Source organism: Ruminococcus flavefaciens (assembly GCF_900143025.1).
GTDB lineage: Bacteria > Bacillota > Clostridia > Oscillospirales > Ruminococcaceae > Ruminococcus > Ruminococcus flavefaciens_I.
In genome coordinates this window covers 267,162-287,687 of record NZ_FRCT01000004.1, presented here as the reverse complement: position 1 = coordinate 287,687, position 20,526 = coordinate 267,162, and the positions used below count along the sequence as shown (strand labels likewise).

Sequence of the window (20,526 nt, the reverse complement as noted above, 5' to 3'; positions counted from 1 at the left end):
TGAAGTGTTATGCAGTCATTTCTTATCATTTTCTTAAATCTTTCTTATTTCGTTGACTTTGGCGATTTGGATATGATACAATTTTGTTAAAGGGGGCGATATTATGAAAAAAACGGAAATACAGACTGATGTTATAACCGAGAAGATACACAAAAGGCTTCATCTGATTTATTTTACACTGAAATGTCTGATAGCAGCCACGATTTTTCTGATATTGTATATTTCTCTGTTTACCAGAATAATGGGACTTCCCGACAAAGGGACAGAGGAGTCGCCGTTCCTGTTCCACCAGTACTGCGGTACATTCTTTGTGGAGTTCGACCGCGATAATTCCTTTGCCTCAGATGCGGATTATTCGGCTTATTTAGAGCGTATAAACGCACCTGTAGAGGAAACGGCGGCAGAGAAAGCAATGGGCTATCTCGGTATGATACCGGGCTTGGTTTTGATCGCTCTTATGATATTGGCTTTGCGCAGCGGCGATAAGAAGCGTATTTTCAGCGGCAGAGCATGGCGTTACTTCCTTGTGGGAGGTGCATTTTACGGTGTCGGCAATCTATGGGGATACTTTAAGACGAATTTTCTGAGCAGCATCTCGGATTTTGACGGCATGACAGGTGTTTTCACCGAGCGGCGGCAGTATTTCCAGATATATGATATACTTGGCATACCATTTATAATGATATGCGGAGCTTTTATGCTGCTTATGCACGAAAAACAGCTTGAAAACAAGGATACAGTAGGAGTATCAAGGGCTTTGAAGGTGCTTTCGGCTGTTATCATAGCAGGTTCGGTAGGCTTCATAGTATGGCGGCTCGGAGTGCGTACATATGAGCTTATACGCGTTATGTCGGGAGATGAATACAGCGTATGGCTGCCCTTTACTTTAATGGAAACATCCGAGAGATATATGTGCAGACTGCCATTTGAGGACGCAGTTTCGGCGCAGGCTTATAAGAATGTAGTGCTGTTCAGATATCTCCGCGACCTGCCTGTGTTTGCACTTACAGGCGGTGCTGTATGGGCGTTTGTCCGCGTACTGCTCAATAATGCAAAGGGCGAGCTGAATACAAGGAGAAACAGAAAGCTTCTGCGCAGTTCAATGCTCCTGCTTTTAGCAGCATCGCTGATACTTAATATCGCAGGCTGGTTCGAGACAGACCTGTTCGACAGGAGCTTCACGGGCATATTCGGCAATACTACTTATACTATCGCATTACGCGCCATGACAGAGCCTCTGCTGTATGCGGTCGTGATATGGTTCTTCGGCACATATTTGCAGGCTGTACCCGAAAAGGAAAGCTGAAACAGCTCCTTCTATAATTGGGGCAAAAAAGATGAAAAAACAACGGAAAACCATTGATTATTGAAAAAATAATTTTTGTATTCTGCGTTTTTGACAAAGTTAGATGCTTGTTTTTGTGCAGAATGGTGGTCAGTAGGGCGGATATTATCCGCCCTTAGCTTTTAGTCTGTAGGGGGTGGCGGACGGAGGAACTCCCTACAGGAGCCGCGACTCTCTGCACATTTTGCAGAATCGACGGACGACCAATGGTCGTCCCTACAGTTGGTCATTTATAGTTATTTTGAGATTTGCGGGCGCACATTGTGCGCCCCTACAAGCTAACGGCTAAAGGCTCGCGTTCAGTGCAGCCCCTACGTTTTTTTGCTACAGTTTTTTTCAACCGCGGACGGGAATATATATAAACCGACAAAATTTTTCCGCCTGTCTGAAATCTCTTGAAAACCGCTATTTTTAGTAGTATAATAGTAAACGTTGCGTGTCTTTTATTGAGAATTTGAGAAAAAGAGGTTAGAAAAATGGCTGAAAAAGCATTGAAACCAACAGAAGAAAAGCTCAAACCAAAGCTTTTCTCGGTAATGAAAACTTATTCAAAGGAACAGTTCATTAAGGATATAATCGCAGGTATAATCGTTGCTATCATTGCGCTTCCCCTTTCAATAGCACTTGCGCTTGCTTCGGGCGTTGGTCCTGAGCAGGGACTTTATACCGCTATAATCGCAGGCTTCATCGTTTCATTCTTAGGAGGAAGCCGTGTGCAGATAGCAGGTCCTACAGCAGCATTTGCTACAACTGTTGCAGGCATTGTGGCTACAGAGGGCATGAGCGGTCTTGCCATATCGGCAATAATGGCAGGTATTATCCTTATTATTATGGGCTTCTGCCGCTTCGGAGCGCTTATCAAGTACATACCTGGTACTATTACCACAGGCTTTACCTTCGGTATTGCCGTGACTATCCTCCTCGGACAGGTCAAGGACTTCCTCGGTCTGACCTTCGATAAGGATATTATGCAGGAAAAACTGGGATTTACTTCGCCTATCGAGACAGTTGAAAAGGTAAGGGCAATAGGTCTGTTTATCGACACTATCAACTGGCAGGCTCTTGCTATCGGTATGGCTTCGCTGGTAATACTCATACTCTGGCCGAAAAAGCTGGAAAAGATACCTGCTTCACTTATCGCAGTTATCGTATGTTCCGCTATCGTAAAGTTCAGCGGCATCAAGGTAAATACTATCGGCGACCTCTATCATATATCCAATTCACTTCCAAAGCTCACAGTACCCGAAGTAACTTTTTCAAGGGTAAGGGCACTTATCCCAAATGCTTTCACTATCGCTGTTCTTGCGGCAGTTGAGTCCCTTCTCTCCTGCGTTGTTGCAGACGGTATGGTAGGTTCAAAGCACCGCTCGAATATGGAGCTTATCGCTCAGGGTACTGCAAATATCGGTTCTGCATTCTTCGGCGGTATCCCTGCTACAGGTGCTATCGCACGTACTGCTGCTAACGTAAAGAACGGCGGACGTACTCCTATTTCGGGTATGGTACATTCCATTGTGCTCGTTGTTATACTTGTTGTGCTCATGCCTTATGCTTCACTTATACCTATGCCCACTATCGCAGCTATACTCTTTATCGTTGCTTATAATATGTGCGGCTGGAGAAATATCAGAAATACTGTAAAGACTGCTCCTAAGAGCGATATCGCTGTACTTTTCGTAACGCTGATACTTACAGTTGTATTTGACCTTGTTGTTGCTATCGGTGTGGGAATGGTAATGGCTGCACTTCTCTTTATGAAGCGTATGGCAGACGTTACAGAGGCTCATGCATGGGTAGATGTGGACGATGAGGACACTGACCCCGATAATATCCTTCTCAAGAAGATACCTCAGAATACAAGAGTTTTCGAGATAAACGGACCTATGTTCTTTGCGGCTACAGATAAATACAAATACGTCCTCAGCGACAAGGAAATAGATGTACTCTGTATCAGAATGAGAAACGTTCCTGCTATAGACGCTACAGGTGTTGAGGCTCTCATGCGTATCGTTAAGCGCTGTCAGAGACATAACGTGAAGGTGGTATTCTCTCACGTAAACGAACAGCCTATGAAGGTAATGACTAAGGCAGGCTTTATCGAGCAGGTGGGCAAGGAGAATTTCTGCGACCATATCGACACTGCACTTCTCAGAGCAGAGGAGATCGAAAAGGAAATAGCTGCAAAGAGAGCATGATGCAGGCTGTATTATAAGATTTTTCAGGGAACGCCGTCCGCGGCGTTCCTTTTTTGTAAGGCAGAACGTGGTTTCATCGTTTTTTACACTTAATCTGCAAAAAATGAGTTGTATTTGACATGATTACATGGTATTATACTATCAGAGAACAGATTCATCAGAATTTGTTTTCTGTAGAGAGCACTTGATGCTTTCTCTGAAGCCTGCGAGGGCTTAAATAAATCATCCTCATTGAACCGATACCGAAGTTTCAGTGTTCTTCGGTGTCGGGATTTTTTTATCTTGACATAAGAAATATGCCGTGATATAATAAAATCGCTTCAATTGCAGACAATTGTATAAAGACAAAAGGAGAGATGGTATGAAAAATTCAGAGGTTAAAAAGAAGAAACGGTGGCCTAAGGTGCTGCTGGTGATATTTATTATCATCGGTGCTGTCATAGGCTTTGTCTGTTATAACGCTTCAAAGAATATGAAGGTAATGAACAGGACTCTCGATGCAGGTATGGATACTATATCGGAGTACGCAAAGCTTACCCCTGTTGACCCCGGTGAGTACAAGCAGATAAAAATGTACGGGCTCCTTAAATTTGATGTGGAGCAGTACGATGTAGAGGACATAGGCAACCTTTCGGTAATGAAGGTCAATATGGGCTTTATGCAGATGGTATCTTACATCATTACTCCTTATAAAAAGAATATGCCCATGCTTTCTATGGACTTCATGTATATCCTCGGAAAACGCAAGGCATATGCGGAGTTTTATGACCTTGTAAGCGATACTGACAGCTCTGAATATGAGGGCGTTATTGAGAAGATAAAGGGATTCGAGAGCAGCTACAGCGACATGGAGGACATTAAGACCGATCCTGCATGGTATGATAAGTACCTGACAGTTGTGCTCCATAAGGCTGCAAAGCGCGATGATGACGAAAAAGTGGAGAAGATGTTCTGCGATGCTATACGCTGCTATATGGAAGCTGCAAAGGAGCTTAAACCTCTTTCGGACGCTGAAAAAATAAATAAGCTGGCAATTACTCAGGAGTACTGCGATAACCTCGTTGATAAGGGCGGAGTTTCAACAGATGTGTTCAAAAAACAGCTTGGCAAGGATAAGACTAAGGATTTCTTCGATAAGGTTTTATTCGGCACAGAGCAGTACAGATAATGTAATACGTATATAGAATGTGTATGCAAACTGTCAGGGAGACCCTTTTGAAAAAGGTCTCCCTATTTCTTTTCAGTGGCTCTTGGTTTCATTTTTTCTCAGATAGGGCACACTGATAATAAAAAAGCCCTGCAGGTAATGCAGGGTGTGCCCTATCTGAGAAAAAATCAGCTAAAAGTCTTTGGAAAGGGGTTCGGGGAAGAACCTTTCCTCAGAAAGGTTTTCCCCGATAATTACATATATACTCTTTATGCGTATTGCAGTATAATGGATTTTTTACTGTACTGTAGTAACGTCGCTGCCGAACCATTTTGTTGATATTTCGGCGAGCTTGCCGTCCTCCTTCATAGCGTGGAGCTGGTTCTGCACTTCGTCGCGGAGAGTCTGGTCTTCCTTTCTGAAGCCGATAGCATATTCCTCTGATTCGAGGTTGCCGTCGAGGATAACGTAGTTCTTGTTGTGAGAAGTTATAAGGTAATTTGCAACGACAGAGTCAAGGAACACAGCGTCCGAGAAGCCAAGCTCCATCTGATTGAGTGCGGTAACATTGTCCTCGAGGGGAGTTTCTGTGATATTTTCAAAAAGGTCGGAGGCTTCGAGGATATCCTGAGCAGATGAGCCTGTCTGAACGCCTACAGTTTTTCCGCTGAGGTCGTCCATTGACTTGATATCGCTGTCAGCAGGTACAACGAAGATCATTTCGTTCTTCATGTAAGGTTCTGAAAGGTTCATTACCTCAGCTCTTGCAGGATTTATCGACATACCGTTCCAGATGCAGTCGATCTTGCCGACCTTGAGATCTTCCTCCTTTGTATCCCAGTTGATAGGCTGCTTTACAAGCTCAATGCCCATTCTGTCACAGACCTCCTGCGCAACGTCGATATCAAAGCCGATTATCTCATTGCTTTCATCTGTAAAGCCCATAGGCGGGAAGCTTGCATCAAGTCCAAGCACCAGCTTTTTATTATCGTATACTTTCTGGAGCGAGGGATCAAGCTTTGAGGAGTTATCGTTCTCTGCTTCCTCTTCAGCTGAATACTTTGTATATGGCTCTGTAGTTGTCTTAGAGGCAGACTTGTCTGCTTCCTTGTTAGGGTCAGCACAGCCTGTTGCAGCCGACATCATTGAAACAGCAGCAAGACCTGCAAGAATACCTCTGAAAAACCGTTTGTTCATAAAAAATTCCTCTCTTTCAGTATTTTACATAGATGATAAACTTATAATAGCATAATTATTTCAAGGTGTAAAGACGGTATGAGCGGTTTTGGTACTTCATATAAATAATCGCGGACTTGGGACGGTAATTTGGCGATTATTTGAAAAAGTAACGGCGTATGACCATATACAGCGGATTTTCCTTTACAAGTCTTACTGAATGTGATATAATTATTTTTGTTGTGCGAAAAATCATAATTCAGCATATAAACATAAAGTTGAGAGTTGAAGGGTATGACGTTGTTTGCGATGAATACATTAACTCTAAACTCTCCGCTCTCAACTCTTAACTAAATCACATTCGGCAATGACAAATGTGATTTGCGGAGGGAGAAAAAATGATAACAGTAAGCAATGTGAGCGTGCAGTTCGGCGGCTCTACACTTTTCAAAAATGTAAATCTTAAATTCACTAACGGTAACTGCTATGGTGTTATCGGCGCAAACGGAGCAGGTAAGTCCACATTTCTCCGTGTGCTCTGCGGCGAGCTGGAGCCTGCATCGGGTGAGGTGGTAATGCCAAAGGAGGAGCGTCTGAGCGTCCTCAAACAGGATCACTTTGCATACGATGAGTATACCGTTCTTGATACGGTAATAATGGGTAATGCCCGCCTTTATGAGATAATGCAGGAAAAGGACGCACTTTACGCAAAGGAGGACTTTTCCGAGGAGGACGGTGTAAAGGCTTCCGAGCTTGAAGGCGAATTTGCGGAGCTCAACGGCTGGGAGGCAGAGTCCGATGCATCAAAGCTCATACAGGGTCTTGGACTTTCCGAGGATATACTCTATTCTCAGATGGCAACCCTTTCGGGTAACGAAAAGGTAAAGGTATTGCTTGCACAGGCTCTTTTCGGCAATCCCGATATCATACTCCTTGACGAGCCTACCAACCACCTCGATATCGACGCAGTCCGCTGGCTGGAGGAATTCCTTTCCGAATACTTCGGTACAGTTATCGTGGTATCCCATGACCGTCACTTCCTCAATAATGTCTGCACACATATCGTTGATATCGACTATAACAAGATAAAAATGTACGTTGGTAACTACGAATTCTGGTACGAGTCAAGCCAGCTCATACAGCGCATGATAAAGCAGCAGAACAAGAAGAACGAGGAAAAGATAAAGGAACTCAAGGACTTTATCGCACGTTTCTCGGCAAATAAATCAAAGTCAAATCAGGCTACATCACGCCGTAAGCTCATTGAAAAGCTCACTGTTGAGGAGCTCCCTGCATCAAGCAGAAGATACCCATTCATTGGATTTGATATGGACAGAGAGCTTGGCAAGGATATATTGCAGGTGGACGGTATCTCAAAGACTGTTGACGGCGTAAAGCTCCTTGACAATGTAAGCTTCACACTTGGCAGGACTGATAAGGTCGCATTCGTAGGCGAAAGCGAGCAGGCTATCACCATGCTCTTCAAGATACTCATGGAGGAGGAGCAGCCCGACAGCGGCAGCTTCAAGTGGGGCGTATCAGTTACTACTTCTTATATGCCTGTTGATAACTCAGAGTACTTCAACGGCTGCGAGCTTTCCATACTTGACTGGATAAGACAGTATTCCGTAAAGGACGAAACAGAGACCTATCTCCGCGGTTTCCTGGGACGTATGCTGTTCTCGGGCGACGACGTATACAAGCCTGTAAATGTACTTTCGGGAGGCGAAAAGGTGAGATGTATGTTCTCACGAATGATGCTTTTCGGCTCGAATGTGCTTCTCCTTGACCGCCCGACAAACCACCTTGACCTCGAAAGCATAACAGCCGTAAACAACAGCCTTATAAACTTCAAGGGCGTTGTGCTCCTTGCATCTCACGACCATGAGATAATGCAGACCACTGCAAACCGTATAATCGAGATACTTCCTGAGGGCTGCCTTGACAGACAGGGCACCTATGAGGAGTTTATCGACTTCAAGAAGGCAAACGGAATGATATAACGCAAAAAGTCCGAAAGCACGGGGGGAATGTGCTTTCGGACTTCTTTTATACCTCTGTGTTTTTGCGCGGCAGGAGTTTCTTGCTGCATTTTTCACGCCAGCTGTCGTAGAAGCTCTGGCTGTGTATGATGTCGATGACATCGGCAGCTTTTTTGTCCTGTATCGAGCTTTGGTAGGACTGAGTGTACTCATAGGCACGACAGACATTTTTGCCTATAACAAGGTCTATGAAGCTGTACTCAGTTTCGGGGGTATCCGGATCGGCAGCGGCTTCGGAAGCAGTATACACACTGCTTGCACTGAAGGGATCTGTGCCGCCGATAATAGAACTGATATTTTCGAGTCCGCTTTCATCGAGTTTTGCGAGCTCGGAGATATCATTGAAGAGCACGAAATCGTCTTCCTTGTCTTCGGAAAGCATAGCCTCGAGCCATAGATCGTCAGCAAGCTGATAATCCGATGAATACGAGGTATCGCTTGTCCATAAACGGTTGAATTTGTCGATAGTGCCCTCTTCATTCATGTAGAAACCGCACCATACTCTGCCGTCTGATTGGATAAAAAGGTCGGATATGATATCAGAATTGATATTATAAAGCTTTTCGCGGTAGATTATAGAGCTTGCCGCGAGCTTTTTAGGAGCTGATGAAGTGTTGTTTGCAGCTTCTGTTGATGTAACGCTGGGCTCAGTCTGCGGTATTTCAGACTCGTTTTCCGATGAGCGTGAAACACAGCCGATGAGCATAATGGCAGACAAAGCGGCTGTGACCAGTCGTTTCATATAAAGCCTCCTAAATTCGGGAGAAAACTTCTCCTATTCTGTCGCAGATAAGAAGATCTGCATTACTGTCCATTTTGGTAGGTGCCATATTGATGATAACTAAGCTGTTGCCTTTGAAATAGCGTATAAGTCCTGCGGCAGGATATACGTTGAGTGATGTGCCGCCGATGATGAGGGTATCAGCGTTTGCTATAGCTTGTACAGCGCCGCTTACCGTGTCATCGTTGAGAGCCTCCTCGTAGAGGACTACATCGGGCTTTACGATGCCGCCGCATTCGCATCTTGGTATGCCCTCTGAGTTTGCGATAAACTCAACATCGTGGAATTTACCGCATTTTGTGCAGTAATTCCTGAGTACGCTTCCGTGGAGCTCATATACTTTTTTGCTTCCTGCTGCCTGATGAAGTCCGTCGATGTTCTGCGTTACAACGGCGGAGAGCTTACCCTCAGCTTCAAGCTGTGCAAGCTTTAAGTGAGCGGCATTGGGCTTTGCGGTAAGACACAGCATCTTTGCTCTGTAGAAGCGGTAGAATTCCTCAGTATCTTCCATAAAGAAGGAATGACTGAGGATAATTTCGGGCGGATATTTCCACTGCTGATTGTACAGACCGTCAACACTTCTGAAATCGGGTATGCCGCTTTCAGTGGATACTCCCGCACCACCGAAGAAGACTATGCGCTGGGAGTTTTTGACTATATCCGCAAGCTTTTCGATATTGTCCATGGCTTAATCTCCTATGACCTTGACGAAAAACTTTCTTGTTCTCGGACCGTCGAACTCGCAGAAGTAGATATCCTGCCATGTACCGAGAAGGAGCTTTCCGCCGCTTATGATGATTGTTTCGCTTGCTCCGACGGCTGATGATTTGAGGTGAGCGTCGGAATTACCCTCTGCGTGCTTGAAAATAGATAAGTCAGGGAACACCTTATCTATACCGTGGATAAAATCGGTCTGAACATCGGGGTCGGCGTTTTCGTTGATAGTTATTGCCGCTGTGGTGTGCGGACAGTAAACTATGCATATTCCTTCGAGCACACCGCTCTCCTTGACAGATTCTGTTACCTCGCGGGTTATATCTACAAGCCCCTCAGCAGGGGTACTAAGCTTGAAATTGAATAACATATATCAAAAACTCCTTTCGGTTTTAGCCTTTAGCCCTTAGCCAAGAGCCGTTAGCCGATTGTAGGGGCGGCGTTCCGCCGCCTGATATGTTAAGCGTTGCGTTTATTATTTACTGCTATAAAACTTACAGAAGTAATTCAGCGGACAGATATCGCATTTGGGCTTTCTTGCATTGCAGATATCTCTGCCGAATTCAACTGTTCTGTGGCAGAAATCCGATGATACCTCGGGCGGTATGAGCTTCACAAGGTCCTTTTCCACCTTTGCAGGCTCTTTATTCTTAGTAAGTCCAAGCCTGCCTGTGATGCGTATGCAGTGGGTATCTGTGACCATTGCAGGCTTGCCGAAAACGTCTCCGAGCATAAGGTTTGCAGTCTTTCTGCCGATACCCGAAAGCGTAAGGAGCTTTTCCATAGTATCGGGAACCTCGCCGCCGAAGTCGTTAATTAGCTGGTTAGCCATTTCTTTAAGGCTTTTCGCCTTGTTATGATAAAAGCCGCAGGGCTTTACGTCCTGTTCAAGCTCTGTGATATCCGCATTGGCAAAGGCTTCAAGAGTAGGATATTTCTTGAACAGCGTTTCTGTGACCACATTTACCCTTGCATCGGTACACTGTGCCGCAAGTCGGGCAGCGAACATAAGCTCATAGGGCTTTGTATAGTTCAGCGTACACGCAGCATCGGGATAAAGCTTTTCAAGCTCCTTTACTGCAAGCTCTGCTATTTCCTTTTTGGTCATTTATCGGACTCCTTCAGCTTTTTCTGTTTTTCGAGTATCCCGTCGTATACCTTGTACATCTTCTGCACCGTATTTTCAAGGAAGTAGTAATGCTTTATGTAAAAGCCGAGCAGTACAAGTATCATAGTGACCAGAATGAGTACGGGGATACTTGACTTGAATATAGTAACAGCCATGAATATAGTGAGAATAATTGCAAAAAGCATGGTAACGAGGAAGTGAACTATCCTTTCGTGCTGCATGAAGGCGATTTTGTCCTTATGCTCGGACATTATCTCGTCCAACTCCTCAAGGCTTGAACAGCCTTCAAGACGCTGCTGAATATATTTCATGTAATTGGTAAGGTACTCGGTCATTTTCTCACGCTCCATGAACAAAGTTAACGAAACTCTAATGAAATTATACACCTTTTTATGAATTATGTCAATAGGAAAGCAGAAAAATATGTAGAAAAAATGACTTTATTAACACTTTAGTAATTTAAGCTTAAATTAAGCGGTTTTTTGCATTATATGTCAAACTTGATTTCTTCCAATTGTGCGTGTATACGAAAATTATATCCATTCTGATAACATTTTGATGTGCTTATTGATTTTAACTGAAATTATAAGTATAATTAAAGTACAGAAAATTTTATTTAATAGGAGGATATTAAACATGGGTTGTAAAATTCTTAAAAAAGCAGGCACTGCTATCATGTCAGCAGCACTTATGCTCAATTGTGCTGTATACACTGCCCCGACTGTAACGGCAGCCGATGCGCCCCTTAAATTCGAGTTTGAGGACGCAAAGTACACAGGCACTATAACCGTTGAAAAGGACGCAAATGCAAGCGGCGGCTCTGCACTTAAAATGACAGACAGCGGAACTATCACCATGACAGTCACTGTAGACGAGGCAGGTCCTTACAAGCTTATATTCCACGCTTTCGGAATAGGAACCGACAAGCAGCAGAATTTAAGCGTCAACGGCACCTCACAGGGCGCACTTGGTATTCCCGAGGGTACAGATTATCAGGAGATAGCACTTCCTGCCATCGTACTCAAAGCAGGTGAGAACACAATTACTATCGACAAGTCATGGGGCTGGTCACAGTTCGACTGTCTCGAAGTAGAGCCAATGGGCGCAACAAAGATCGAGGCTAAGCAGACAACTCCCTGCGACCAGTTGGCAACAGTGGAGACACAGAGTCTTATGGCTTATCTTGCCGAGGTCTACGGAAAGAATATAATCTCAGGTCAGCAGGAGATATACAGCGGCGGTCCTCACGGGCTCGAAACCGAGTTTGAATATCTGAAGGAAACAACAGGACATTATCCTGCTATCCGCGGCTTTGACTACGGTAATTTCTGCTGTCCGCTTTACGGCAGCGATGACGGCTCAACAAAGCGTATCATTGACTGGGTAAAGAACAAGGGTGGTATCGCAACAGCTTCATATCATATTAATGTACCGAAGGATTTCGCAAACTATACTATCGGCACGAAAATGGACTGGTCACTGTCCACATATACCGCTAAGGATACGGATTTCTCACCTTCAAAGGCTGCAACTCCGGGCACAAAGGAGAACGAGTATTATCTCTCAACTCTGAAAACACTTGCTGCGGAGTTCAACAAGCTTGAAGCTGAGGGAGTACCTGTAATATGGAGACCTCTCCACGAAGCCGAAGGCGGCGGCGGTGAGGACGGCTCATGGTTCTGGTGGGGCAGAGAAGGCTCTGAGGCTTACAAGAAGCTTTGGATATACACCTACAATACCCTGACCAATGACCTTAAATGCCATAACCTTATCTGGGAGTGGAACAGCTATAACTACGCTAATTCCGCTAACTGGTATCCGGGCGATGCTTATGTTGATATAATCGGCTATGATAAGTACAACTGCACCGTTTACCTTGAAGAGAACGGCTGGCAGGCTTCGCTCAGACATGACGACAGCCCTATAAGCTCCACATTCTACGGTATCATAGATAAGTATGACGGAGCAAAAATGGTGGCAATGGCTGAGAACGACTGCTTCTCAACACCTGACAAGCTTCAGGAGGAAAAGGCTGGCTGGCTCTACTTCTGTACATGGTACGACGGCGGCAGCGATAACAATAACTTCCTTACAAATCCCGTATTCAACACAAAGGAAGACACTATCGCAATGTATCAGAGTGATTACTGCATAACTCTTGACGAGCTCCCGAAGGATCTCTACAAGAAGGAAGGCATCACTCCCCCCGATCCTTCCAAGACCACAACTACTACCACGACCACATCAGACCCAAGCATAACCACTACTACCACAACTGCGCCTTATAAGTTCTCTATCCAGAAGAAGAGCGTAACTATCCCTGAAAAGCCTGCACTTGCTGTTGGCAAGCAGATGTTGATAAAGCTTACGGGCGCACCTAATGCTTCTATCGGCGGTGCTGTCGGATTTGGCACAACTGCCGACGACTGGAAGAACATCGAGTGGAAGGGAACTGCCGATAAGGACGGAAATCTCACAGTCGCAGTTGACCTCAAGGAAATGCCTGATACCTTCAAGACCTGCGAGGTTCAGGTATGGTGGTCGAATGTATGGAATTCTGCTACAGAAAAGGCAGTAGACCAGCCGTATACTATCGAAAGCTGTGATTTCCATTACTTAATGGGCGGTGCTCTTGAACCTGTATGGGGCGATGCAAACTATGACGGCGAAGTTGATATGAGCGATGTTGTGCTTATAATGCAGTCTCTTGCAAATCCCAACAAGTACGGACTTGAAGGCACCGATCCGTATCATCTTATTAAAGAAGGTGCAGATCTTGCAGACGTTGACAGATCAAGTGCAGGCATCACATCAAACGATGCACTGAGGATACAGGAATATCTTCTTAACAAGATAGATACACTTGATCCGTCCGCAAAATAAAACGAAAAAGCTGCACAACTGTGCAGCTTTTTTTATTCGTAAATATAGGTGCAGATATTATCCGCCCGCTAATAATCCGTAAAATCCCAAATGACACATTGTAGGGACGCGCATTGCGCGTCCGTTTGTTGAATGATGTTATTTATGCGGACGACCAATGGTCGTCCCTACAAGAGAATGATCCATACATGAAAAAGGACGCCCATCGGGCGTCCTCGCTAACGGCTAATTGCAAATGGCTGATCAGTCCTCAGCCATTCTTGCCTTGATGTATTCCTCAAGTATGTCAACAGTTCTGTCGATACCGAGGCGAGAGCTGTTTATACTGAGGTCATAGAGTCTTGAGTCGCCCCAGTGACCGTCGCAGTGATAGTTGTGATAACGCTTTCTCTTGCGGTCCTTCTTGTCGATGAAGGCTTTTGCCTTGTCCTCGGAAAGCTCGTAGATATTCATTACGCGCTTGATCTTCTCGTCCATGTCACCGAGTATGAACAGCGAGACAAGGCACTTGAAATCGCGGAGCTTAGTCTCGGAGCAGCGTCCCACAACTACGAAGGACTCGCCGCTTGCAGCCTTTTCTCTTATGAAGTTGAACTGCATTTCTGCGATATTATCCTCGATAGAGTTGCTGTAGCCGTTTACTCTGCGTGAAAGGAGATGATTTTTCGGCTTTTCGTTGTACTTTTCGATCTCCTCGGGAGTAAGACCTGTTTTGTTGGCGATCTCTGTGATGAGGTGACGGTCATAGATCGGTATTCTGAAACGTCTTGCAAGCTTTTCAGCGATATTCTTACCGCCGCTTCCGAACTCACGACCTACTGAAATGATTACCTGTGACATATTGATTCCCCCTTGATAAAATTATAAATAACGTACAAATAGATAAACAGTTGATATAGCAAGTACTATAACGGTTGCGGGAGCGATCTTTTTGCAGTATCTTCCCCAGCCGATAGGATAGCCGTTTTTCTGTGCAACAGAAGTACCAACAACGTTTGCAGATGCTCCGATAGGAGTTGCACTTCCGCCGATATCGGTACCGATAGCCAGTGACCATGCAAGAGTTGAGATAGGCACGCCAGATGTCTCTGCAAGGCTCTGAATGATAGGCACCATAGTTGCTGCGAACGGGATATTGTCCACGAATGCGCTTGCGACAGCGGATACCCAGAGGATAATAGCTATCATAAGCTTTATATTGCCGCCGCTGATGTCGCCGATGAAGTTTGCGATAAGCTTGAGTATGCCTGTTTCTTCAAGTCCGCTTACAACGATGAAAAGTCCGATGAAGAAAATGAGAGTTTTGTAATCCACCTTCTTGATAAGCTCTAAAGCGTGCTTTCCGAAAGCTATAAGGGTTATTGCTGCGATGAAAAGACCGATAGTAGCAACGGTAAGATGAGTAGTTGCGTGTGTAACGAGAAGTATAACAGCACAGGCAAAGATGATACAGCTTATTGCGAAATCCTTTTTATTTGTGATAGCCTCTGATGGCTTCGGGAATTTGCTCATATCCACAGGAGCGGAGGTGTTGCCTGCAAGCTCCTTGCGGAAGGCAAAGTAGAGGAAAATGACTGATACTACAAGGCATATTCCTGCACAGAGACCTGTATTTGTAAGAAAATCGAAGAATGAGAAGCCAAGTGATGTACCGATGATGATGTTCGGAGGATCACCGCACATTGTTGCCGAGCCGCCAAGGTTAGCGCAGAATATCTCGGAAAGTATCATAGGTACCGGATTGAATTTGAGAAGTGATGCAAGCTCTACGGTAACAGCTGCAAGGAACATGATGACCGTAATGCTGTCAATGAACATTGAGAGGAATGCCGACATTACCATAAAGGTGATGAATATTGGGATAGTCCTGCATTTTACGAGATAGGCGATCTTCATGCAAAGCCATCGGAAGAAGCCTGCTTTTGCCATACCTTCTACCATTACCATCATGCCGGCGATAAATATTATGGTAGCCCAGTTTATTCCCTTGCTTTCACTTTCCGTGACCTGATACCAGAAGTCCTTGGAAGCGAAATTTTTCAGAGCCAGCGTATCCATGATAGCTGTGCCGTTTTTCATGCAAATACCGAAAACGACTGTCAGCGTGAGGATACCGCTGCCGAGAGTTACATAGTGCCTTTCTATCTTGTCGAGAACTATCATTATGAACATTCCCACGAAGATAACAACGGCGAATACCTGTGCTGTTGTCATAAAAACCTCCAAAAGTGCGGAACCGTTCCGCGAATTAAATTCTTTCCTATTTAAATAGGAAAAATACACCATAGCGAATTATAGCACAAAAGGAAGTGTAATTCAAGGCAATTATTGATTTTTTTTGAGAAAACGCGAATTTTGGATAAGCTGTACCTTTTTAAGCGAAAAGTGAGGATTTTTTTGTTATTGTGTCGGTAATACAGCCGTTAGCCTTTAGCCGTTAGCCCTTAGCTTGTAGGGGCGCACAGTGTGCGCCCGAAAGCCCTTAAAAGATGCGCAAATGACGCATTATCCATGTAGGGGACGGCGTCCTCGACGTCCCGCCAGCTTCGCAGCAACTGTGAATGACCATATGTAGGGGCGCACAGTGTGCGCCCGAAAGCGCCCTTAAAAGATGCGCAAATGACGCATTATCCATGTAGTGGACGGCGCCCTCGACGTCCCGCCAGCTTCGCAGCAACTGTGAATAACCATATGTAGGGGCGTACAGTATGCGCCCGCAAGCCCTTACAAGATGTGCGAAAAAATAATCGTGAAATTTTTTTACTGCGCATCTTGCTTTTTCAAAAATAATGTGATATAATAATATAAGCAGATTAAGGATTTAAAGAACTTGTAAGGAGTTCACGTGAACCTATAATAAAACTGCTGTTAGGAGAACAATAAATGGTAAAATATATTTTGCTCATAGTCGGATTTATACTGCTTATTAAGGGGGCGGATTTTTTTGTTGACGGAAGCTCAGCTGTGGCGAAACGTCTGAAGGTACCTGCGCTGATAATCGGTATGACCATAGTTGCAATGGGAACGAGCCTTCCCGAGACCTCGGTAAGCGTAAGTGCTTCTGTACTGGGCAAGAATGACCTTGCCATAAGCAACGCTGTTGGGTCGAATATATTCAATCTTATGGTAGTGTGCGGAGTCTGTGCGGTGCTTTGTCCTATGGCGATAAGCAAGGATACCCTCAAAAAAGACCTGCCTTTTTCCATAATAGTTGCAGGTGTGCTGCTTGCTCTCGGAACTGTAACGGGAACTGTTATGCGCTGGGGCGGAGCAATATTGCTTGCACTGTTTGTATTCTTCCTTTATATGATGATAAGCTCGGCAAAAAAAGCAAGAGCTGCGGGTGAGCTTACAGAGGAGGACGAATACAAGATAATGCCTGTGTGGAAATGTCTTGTATGTATAGTCGGAGGAACTGCTGCAATAGCAGTTGGCGGAAAAATGGTCGTTGACGGAGCTTCGGATATTGCCCGTGCTTTCGGTATGTCGGACAACCTTATAGGCATGACCATTGTCGCACTGGGAACAAGTCTCCCCGAGCTCGTTACATCTATCGTAGCCGCAAGAAAGGGCGAGGTAGATATGGCACTGGGAAACGTAGTCGGTTCAAACGTATTCAATATCCTGTTCGTGCTCGGCATAGCTTCAACTATATCGCCTATAGCCTTTACTATGCAGAATACTATAGATACGGCAGTCCTTATTGCAATGAGCTTGCTGGTACTGGTAATGTGTATGCCTAAGAAAAAGCTTTTCAGGTGGCACGGAGCACTTATGCTTGCGGCTTACGCAGGATATACAACGTATATATTTATGAGGTAAAGGGAGGGGAATAGCTGTGTATTGTCAGAAATGCGGTTCTGTGTACGAGGACGGACAGTCCTGCTGTCCATACTGCAAAACGCCGAGAGCAGGCGTGAACAATTCTCAGTTTCACGGCTTGATGCCCCCTGTAGACCAGAATGGTGTACCATACTATGATACCAGTGAAACTCCTGCGGAAACGGGAATAGTTATACTTTCACTGCTTTTGCCGCTGGTAGGTATAATATTCGGCTGCATCTGCCTTAAAAACAACGAGAAAAAGGCAGGTCACGCCTATTTACTGGCAGCTGCGGCAAGGTATGTTATAATACTGTTTCTGGTATTTGCGTTCATTTTCCATTTCTTTTCGTTTTTCACATTTTTCCTGTAAAAAGGAAATGCTTTGTTTAATAAGGAGGTATATGTATGATCTGTCCACATTGCGCAGCTTCAATATCCGAGAATGAGGAGAAATGTCCTTACTGCGATTCCTATATTGACCATAAGAAAAAGACAGCCAATATAGAAGATGTTCAGCAGACTTTCCAGAAAATGGGATTTCCCGTAAAAAATGACCCGAATGACAAGCCAAACAAGTTTATGGTCATGCTGTCGATTATCCCGCCTATAGGATTTTTGATGTTTTTTATAAATCTGATGTCGGGACGTCCAAAGGGTGCAAAAGTTTATTTTACAGTTGCATTTATCACTATGTTTGTATCTGTTTTTTTGTATATCATTTTCTGTTTTATTCAGATGCATTCCATGTCACGTTCCATGCCCGATGTGCAGCATTATTTTATGAGGTAAAGTAAACCTCCCACGGTTAACCGTGGGAGGTTTTTACATATATCAGAATATCAGTTCATCTGTTACTTCAAGAGTATTTATATCAGCGGCAACGAATTTATGCGTTGAAAGGGCGTAAACGTAGTCTCCGATATAGAGTGCTCTGTTGAACTCATGGTCCTCGCCGTAATAATAATCGTCCTCTTCAATGTCGTAATGGTCTGAGATAGTTCCTTTTTCGACGAATTTGCCGTCCTCAAAGCTAAAGAATACATACTGTGATGTATAATCGTAGCTCCATGATCCATAATCGTATTCCTGTGTAAGTCTATTCTGATTTACGTAATGGCTTTCGGTAATTGACACCGGAATACCGATAAGATTTTTCTCGGGAGCTATAAGGAGACTCTTTCTTTCCCATACGGCACTTGAAGAATACCATTTTCTGTTAGCGTTATCAAGGTCTTCATAATTATAATCAAAGTCGTCAATGTTGTTCCATGTGAATACATCGGCAGCCTTTAAATTGTTGGGGTCAGAGTTATCGAACATAGTCAGTCTCAGACCTGTTATCCTGCCGTTTTCGTCGGCGTCCTGACCGAAGCCCAGAAGCAGACCGTCGCCCCAGCTCTGCATATAGGTGCTGAAGCCGTTAATCTTGAATTCGTCAAGAACTACAGGGTCGGCAGGGTTGCTGAGGTCAACAGCGTATAACGGGTCAGTCTGGCGGAATGTAACAATATATGCCATATCGCCGCTGAAGCTTGCGGACTTGAGCTGCTCGTTAACGCCTAAGTCGCCGACCTCGCCCACTAAATTCATATCCATATCAAGTACGTATACACGGGTATCTGTCTTGATGTGCTGATATGTGTAGTAGCCTTCACCATCGCCTGTGATAGTGTCCCATAAGCCCTCGATGAAGGAGCTGTCATAGTCGCTGTACTTGTTGAAGACCTTTTCCTCTTCATTGTAGGTAGCAGCAACGCGGAAGTATCCGTTGTATTCGCTCATTGAGAACTGATCCTTAACGTAGCCCTTTATAGTTGTGCCAGCCATAGGAACGATATTTCCGTCAGCAATAGAAATACGTGTGATGTCGGTGGTATTTAAATCGTCTTCATCGTAACGCTCATTTGCAGCATAAAGGTTTTCTGATGAGCAGTAGAGCGCACCTGTACAGCCTGCAAGAGTCTTTATATCGTGAGGAGTCGGCTCACCTGATTTGTTAAGGTCGATACTTCCGATAACGCTGTAGGTGAGATAGTAAGTGCTTCCGAAGCCGCAGTCGGGGAGAAGTATATCCTCGGGAGCTATAGTTTCATATTTTTCGGAAAAACCGCAGCTTGGGATATATTTTGTAACATCATCGCTGTTTTCCTCAAAGAAGCAAGTGTGTTCCGAAATGAGGAGCATATAGCCGTCAGGGGATATTCTTACATCTTTGTAGTATCCGCTCTGCTTGTAAACGTCTATAAGCTTTGGCTCATCGTCTGTGGTATAGAAAGCGGCAAATGAAGCGCAATCTGAACTGCGGTAGTTGTTGCCTGAGCATATTACGACTATCATATCATTGTAGATATACATATCATTTGCAGAGAGCCTCATATCATTTTTGTTGATATTCAGGTCTTTGTTCAGGTCAATAGTCACATTGCCTGTGAACTTGCCGTTTTCAGCGTTTACAACATGGAGATATGTGTTGGAGAATGAAAAATCCGTAGGATTTGCGATATAATAGATATGCTTTCCGTCAGTCTTTACGATATCTGCTTCGAGGATATCCTGTTCCTGATTATAGGTATCAGAGTGCTCGGGGTCTGTCTCCTCGGGTTCAACATTAGCTGTTGTATCTTCAATATCGGGATCCTCCGTAGCGGTTGAAGGCTCTATATCGGGCTCTGTTGATGCTGTAGAAGGCTCGGTAAGCTCAGATGCAGGAGCAGTTGTGGGCTCGCCGTTATCAGGAGTTGATAATACAGGAGTTTCGGGATCGGCTATGTGCATATCTCCGCCGCCCTTGGCATCTCCGGTATAAGAAGCGTTGCCGTTTGTGGCAAGCGAGTCATCTCCGGAAACCGTTTCTTCATCAGCAATAGCTTCATACACAATATCGTCCTTGTATTTTATTCGTGAGTCGTTCTTTTTGGCTTTGTTGTAAGCCTTTTTGAACATGGTGTATACCTGCTCATAGTCCGAGGCACCGCTCATATAGCTTGCCTGCTTCTTTGTTATCAGGTCGCTGTTTGTCAGGATATCGTGTACTGTTGAAGGCTCGGTAACAACCACGTCCTCGTCCTTGAATTTATTTGTACTTCCATTGTTCAGTGTATATGCGGCGGTACCGCCGATAACTGCGCAGGCAGCCGCAGCAGCGGTTATGCGTCCTGCAAGCTTTATGCCGCTTCTCTTTTTCTTTGGTGCTTGTTCGTCAAGCATCTTCTTTATATTCTCGGGTTTGAGAGAGTCGGGGATAGGTTCTTTTGTTATCATCTCTTTGAGCTTTTCGTCATTGTTCATA

17 protein-coding genes are annotated in these 20,526 nt (G+C 44.7%); 8 read left to right on the top strand and 9 right to left on the bottom strand.

What is annotated here, in order from left to right; translation table 11 throughout:
- Window positions 1-103: 103 nt before the first annotated feature.
- The 3 genes from BUB28_RS06450 to BUB28_RS06440 all read left to right on the top strand — a co-directional run bounded on the left by BUB28_RS06450 (window position 104) and on the right by BUB28_RS06440 (window position 4,708).
- Window positions 104-1,306 carry a hypothetical protein gene (locus BUB28_RS06450; protein WP_072949950.1) on the top strand — a complete coding sequence of 401 codons (1,203 nt, stop codon included), beginning with the start codon at window positions 104-106 and terminating at the stop codon, window positions 1,304-1,306.
- A gap of 515 nt (window positions 1,307-1,821) precedes the next feature.
- A complete protein-coding gene (locus BUB28_RS06445; protein ID WP_072949942.1) occupies window positions 1,822-3,540 on the top strand; it encodes a SulP family inorganic anion transporter in 1,719 nt (572 codons plus the stop codon).
- Between the two features lie 361 nt (window positions 3,541-3,901).
- Window positions 3,902-4,708 (top strand): hypothetical protein, encoded by an 807-nt coding sequence (locus tag BUB28_RS06440; RefSeq protein WP_072949941.1) that lies wholly within the window; start codon window positions 3,902-3,904, stop codon window positions 4,706-4,708.
- A gap of 276 nt (window positions 4,709-4,984) precedes the next feature.
- Here the strand turns inward: BUB28_RS06440 and BUB28_RS06435 are convergent, their stop codons facing one another.
- Entirely contained in the window at window positions 4,985-5,884 is a 900-nt protein-coding gene (locus BUB28_RS06435) for an amino acid ABC transporter substrate-binding protein (RefSeq protein WP_072949939.1), read from the bottom strand.
- Between the two features lie 377 nt (window positions 5,885-6,261).
- Between BUB28_RS06435 and BUB28_RS06430 the strand changes: the two genes are divergently transcribed.
- Window positions 6,262-7,866 carry an ABC-F family ATP-binding cassette domain-containing protein gene (locus BUB28_RS06430; protein WP_072949937.1) on the top strand — a complete coding sequence of 535 codons (1,605 nt, stop codon included), beginning with the start codon at window positions 6,262-6,264 and terminating at the stop codon, window positions 7,864-7,866.
- Between the two features lie 46 nt (window positions 7,867-7,912).
- On the opposite strand, the gene BUB28_RS06425 is transcribed toward BUB28_RS06430, so the two are convergent.
- From BUB28_RS06425 to BUB28_RS06405, 5 genes are all read right to left on the bottom strand, one after another.
- Window positions 7,913-8,647 carry a hypothetical protein gene (locus BUB28_RS06425; protein ID WP_072949936.1) on the bottom strand — a complete coding sequence of 245 codons (735 nt, stop codon included), beginning with the start codon at window positions 8,645-8,647 and terminating at the stop codon, window positions 7,913-7,915.
- 10 nt (window positions 8,648-8,657) lie between these two features.
- A complete protein-coding gene (locus tag BUB28_RS06420) occupies window positions 8,658-9,371 on the bottom strand; it encodes an NAD-dependent protein deacylase (RefSeq protein WP_072949935.1) in 714 nt (237 codons plus the stop codon).
- 3 nt (window positions 9,372-9,374) lie between these two features.
- Complete coding sequence (locus BUB28_RS06415; protein WP_072949933.1) at window positions 9,375-9,770, bottom strand: secondary thiamine-phosphate synthase enzyme YjbQ; 396 nt, start codon at window positions 9,768-9,770, stop codon at window positions 9,375-9,377.
- A 105-nt stretch (window positions 9,771-9,875) separates the two neighbouring features.
- The gene (gene nth, locus BUB28_RS06410) at window positions 9,876-10,508 is read right to left on the bottom strand and encodes an endonuclease III (protein ID WP_072949931.1); all 633 of its coding nucleotides are present in this window, start codon (window positions 10,506-10,508) and stop codon (window positions 9,876-9,878) included.
- Window positions 10,505-10,879 (bottom strand): hypothetical protein, encoded by a 375-nt coding sequence (locus tag BUB28_RS06405; RefSeq protein WP_242939949.1) that lies wholly within the window; start codon window positions 10,877-10,879, stop codon window positions 10,505-10,507. Before BUB28_RS06405 ends, nth begins: the two co-directional genes overlap by 4 nt.
- Window positions 10,880-11,165: 286 nt before the next feature.
- Between BUB28_RS06405 and BUB28_RS06400 the strand changes: the two genes are divergently transcribed.
- Window positions 11,166-13,412: a glycosyl hydrolase gene (locus tag BUB28_RS06400; RefSeq protein WP_072949928.1), complete on the top strand. Its 2,247-nt coding sequence runs from the start codon at window positions 11,166-11,168 to the stop codon at window positions 13,410-13,412.
- Between the two features lie 243 nt (window positions 13,413-13,655).
- Here BUB28_RS06400 and BUB28_RS06395 read toward each other — a convergent pair whose 3' ends face one another.
- A complete protein-coding gene (locus tag BUB28_RS06395; RefSeq protein ID WP_072949926.1) occupies window positions 13,656-14,252 on the bottom strand; it encodes a cytidylate kinase-like family protein in 597 nt (198 codons plus the stop codon).
- A gap of 21 nt (window positions 14,253-14,273) precedes the next feature.
- On the bottom strand, window positions 14,274-15,626 hold the full coding sequence (locus BUB28_RS06390) for an ArsB/NhaD family transporter (protein ID WP_072949924.1): 1,353 nt from the start codon (window positions 15,624-15,626) through the stop codon (window positions 14,274-14,276).
- A gap of 669 nt (window positions 15,627-16,295) precedes the next feature.
- Between BUB28_RS06390 and BUB28_RS06385 the strand changes: the two genes are divergently transcribed.
- From BUB28_RS06385 to BUB28_RS06375, 3 genes are read left to right on the top strand one after another with little or no spacing between them, the layout of a single operon-like run.
- The gene (locus BUB28_RS06385) at window positions 16,296-17,234 is read left to right on the top strand and encodes a calcium/sodium antiporter (RefSeq protein WP_072949922.1); all 939 of its coding nucleotides are present in this window, start codon (window positions 16,296-16,298) and stop codon (window positions 17,232-17,234) included.
- Between the two features lie 16 nt (window positions 17,235-17,250).
- Window positions 17,251-17,607, top strand: a complete 357-nt coding sequence (locus BUB28_RS06380) for a hypothetical protein (protein ID WP_072949921.1) — start codon at window positions 17,251-17,253, stop codon at window positions 17,605-17,607.
- Between the two features lie 35 nt (window positions 17,608-17,642).
- Window positions 17,643-18,026, top strand: a complete 384-nt coding sequence (locus tag BUB28_RS06375) for a hypothetical protein (RefSeq protein WP_072949919.1) — start codon at window positions 17,643-17,645, stop codon at window positions 18,024-18,026.
- 42 nt (window positions 18,027-18,068) lie between these two features.
- Here the strand turns inward: BUB28_RS06375 and BUB28_RS06370 are convergent, their stop codons facing one another.
- The gene (locus BUB28_RS06370) at window positions 18,069-20,525 is read right to left on the bottom strand and encodes a beta-propeller domain-containing protein (RefSeq protein ID WP_072949917.1); all 2,457 of its coding nucleotides are present in this window, start codon (window positions 20,523-20,525) and stop codon (window positions 18,069-18,071) included.
- Window position 20,526: the final 1 nt, after the last annotated feature.